Genomic DNA, 3,538 nt, shown 5'->3' on the forward strand with positions numbered 1-3,538 from the left:
CCGCCCTCCCGCTCCGCCCGCGGCGGGAGCCGCTCCGGGCCGGGCGGTAAGGGGTTCCCGCTGGACCGGCTCCGGCGTTCCGCCTTGCGTGGGCCGGGTGCGCGCGGCGGTGGCAGTCGGCCCGACGAGCAGTCACGGGCGGGCGATGTCGCGCCGGGCATCCCCACACCCCTCCCCGATGGGCGCCCACTCGGCGACGGGCTGGGGCCCGAGGCGCGGGGCGCGCTGCGGCAGAACCCGATGACGCGCCCGTTCGTCCAGGCCACTCCGTCGAAGACGCGGAAGTTCGCCAACCGCGCCCACCACGCGGTCGCGCCCTATTCCCGCGGGGCCCGGGTCGCGGTGCGCAATGCCCGGCGGTCCGCCTGGTCCCGGCTGAGCGGGCGCCCCCTGCCGGCGCGTGAGAAGAGCCGGCCGCTCTGGAACACCATGTGGTCCGGGTCCGGCAGCTCGATGCGCAACAACTACCGGTTGCCGACGGGGTTCGCCCCGGTGATGCTCGACCCGCGCGTACCGGATCTGCGGGCCGGCCAGGTCCACCATGTCGTCCTCACCAAGACCGGTCGGACGCGGCGGTACGGCGTCGCCCTGAGGGTCCGCGGCGTGTACTGGGGACCGGCCCGCTGGCAGGGCGTGTGGCCGGGGCAGGAACTCGGGATGGGGCTGAACAACCTCTCCGGATTCAGCCAGAGTTCGCAGACCTCGCAGGGGAAGAGCGTGAGCGGTTCCGTGGACGCGGGGCCGAAGGACCCCGGCACGGGTGACCGTGCCCTGTGGGGCCTCACCCTCAGCCGAAGCCGGGCCAAGTCCCGGATGGCGAAGGCCGGCAGCGAGGGCGGCAGCGAGTACGTGCTGTGGTCCGCGCCGCGGGTGCAGGCGTGGGACCAGGACGTGGTGCTCCTCGTCGACGCGCAGCTGGTGCGGGCTCCCCGGTCGCTCCTGCGGCTGGTCACGGGCTCGGCGTTCCGCCGCGGGCCCCTGCGCGCCGATCTGGGGGGCCCGCTCGAAGCGCCGGCTTCCGTCCCGCTGGGCCCGGAGGCCGACGGCGCGCTGGTCATCAGGACCCGGGCGCGGACCTACTTCCCCGACATGTCGGGGACCCTGCGCGAGCTGTGGAAGGAGCGGGGCCGCGGCTCCCGGCAGGGCCACGCCGCTCCCACGGCCCGCAAGCCCCTCCAACTGCCCGCGGGCGAGACGCGGGAACTGGTGCGGGACCTGCACAACCGGCCGATCCAGCACGCGGAGCACGGCAACCACACGCACCTGCGCAGCGGCCATGCCAAGCCGCTCGCGGCAGTCGTCTCCGGCGTCCTGCGGAAGGCGGCCCCTGACGTGCTGAAGTGGCATTTCACCGATCGGGAGGGCGAACCGAACTACGGGACCGCCGAGCACCAGACCGTCGAGTACCTCGTGGCGGACGGCGCCCTGGACACCAAGGTCGACGCCATGCTGGGAGCCGGCTGGAACCTCTCGCGGGGGGTCTACGCCCACGGGCGGGGGTTCCGGCACACGTTCGCGCTCAAGATACGGGCGCTGCCCGGCAGCCACAGCGCGAGGAGCGTCGTGGACAGGGGACTGTCCAACGAACACTCCTTCATGCACTACACACAGCCCGGCGGCGGCACCGGCAAACAGGACACCCTGGACCCGTCGTTGCGCCTGTCCGGCGCCAAGAATTGGAACACCGCGGCCCCCGGCGCGACGCCCGGCCTCCTGGTGCCCGGCGGCTCCGTGACGCTGTACAACAAGACCAGGAGCGAGAGCCAGGGGACGACTCTGTCCTTCGGGCGGGTGGCGGGCGAGCAACGCGCGGGCCGCCAGGTGCTGATCGTGCACGAGAACACCACCTACCTCGTGGAGGTGACCCGCAAGTCCCGTGCGATCGGCGCCCCCTTGCACCACGAGGCCGTCGCGGTGGAGATGGGGGACCGTCAGGAGCTGGCCGGCTGGCAGGAGGCCGAGGAGCGCGGCCTGGTCACCAACGGCCTGGAGAGGATCCGCCCGAGCGTCCGTATGCGCCCGCTGCTGGACGTCCCGGTCGGGTACAGCGTGCAGGGAACGATCGACCCGCGCCCGGCGCTGCTGGAGTTCCAGCGGGCGCTGCGCGCCCGGGGCATGGGACGCGTCCTCGCGGACTCTGCCGTCGGGGATCTCGGCGGGCTGCGCGAGGCGTTGGAGAGCCTCTTCAACCCCGACTCCGTCCGGGGCGCCGTCGACGAGCTGACCATGCCGGGAGTCTGGTCCTTCCGCCACTTCGACAACCAGACCGTCGGCCACCACGGGCTCGGCCCGCTGACCGGAGAGGTCCTGGTCAGCCTCGTGCCCCGCGGTCCGCTCAGGGACCGCGGCAGGCCGGTCTTCGGCACGGATCTCTACATCCAGCTCTCGAAGTCCGAACAGGACGACAGCTCCGCCGGCCTCACCCGGGTGACCACCCTGGGCACCACCGCGCTCGGGCTCCCGGGCACCGAACCGAACGCCCCCGACGGCTCGACGCAGGGGGAGATGCTCGCCCTCGGCACCGCGGCGGGGGCCTCGATGTCCTCCTCGGCCACGAGTGCGCGGCTGAAGGACGCCTCCAGCTACCCGATGCTCATCTCCGGGGGCCGCCACGACGAGTTCGACGGCGACTACGACCTGAAGCTCAGCTACGTCCGGGACGACGGGACGACCGTCACGGTGCGGGCGCCGGCGGGCAGCCTGCGCCGGATCGTGGGGGAGTGGGCGCTCGTCCCGGAGCTCCCGGACCAGGCGTCCGCGCGGCGCCGGCCGGAGGACGGCGCGACGGAGCCCGCCGGCGGCTTCGGAGCGGGGCGGAGCGCACCGGGGGAGCGGGCCGCCGACGACCCGATCACCGTCGTGCCGGTCGGCCCCGGCCGGCAGTGGGGAGCAGGGAAGCACGAGCGGCTCGGCGAGATGCTCACGCACGACGATGTGATGCTCCTCAACGCTCCCGACACCCAGCGACTGTTCCAGCGGGCGGTCGCGGTGCTCGACCACGCCGCCGCGTGGGTGGAGCCCGCGGCCGTCTCCACGCCGGACGCCCCCGCCTCCAGGGCCTCCGGTACCGGCGCCGCTCCGGACACGGCCGGCACCGTCCCCGCAGCCCGTTCGGTGCGCTCGTTGCTGCGCGACCACCGGCAGGGGCGCGCGCACACCGGACTCACCCGACCGGGCCAGGCCGGGCGCCAGAAGCTCCGCCAGTCCATCGGGCAGCGGGCCATGATCCTGTCGGGCAAGGAGGCCCTGGGGAAGAAGGGCTATACACCGGGCGACATCCACGACGGTTCCGCCGTCGGCCGTTCCGCCGGCCGGGTCACCGTGTTCCTGCGACCGGCCGAGAGCGCGTCGGCGCGGGTGATCGGCGTGACGGACAACGCCGTGGTCTACGACGAGAAGCGCGTCACCGATCAGGCGTCGGTCGGCGCGGGCCGCTCGGGCATGACCGCGAACTTCGCGGCCGCCCCCTACCCCGCCTTCTACACCGGTGACCTGTCCACGGTGGCCGGGGACGCCCTCCCGGTGTTCAACGCCGGGG

1 protein-coding gene is annotated in these 3,538 nt (G+C 73.9%); it reads left to right on the plus strand.

Translation table 11 applies throughout. The annotated features are described in order from the left end of the window. Nucleotides 1–84: 84 nt before the first annotated feature. The coding region (locus ACFU99_RS37590) for a hypothetical protein (RefSeq protein WP_384401356.1) at nt 85–3,538 on the plus strand (3,454 nt) is incomplete at its 3' end.

The organism is Streptomyces sp. NPDC057654, assembly GCF_042800135.1.
In the GTDB taxonomy this organism is placed as follows: Bacteria; Actinomycetota; Actinomycetes; order Streptomycetales; family Streptomycetaceae; genus Streptomyces.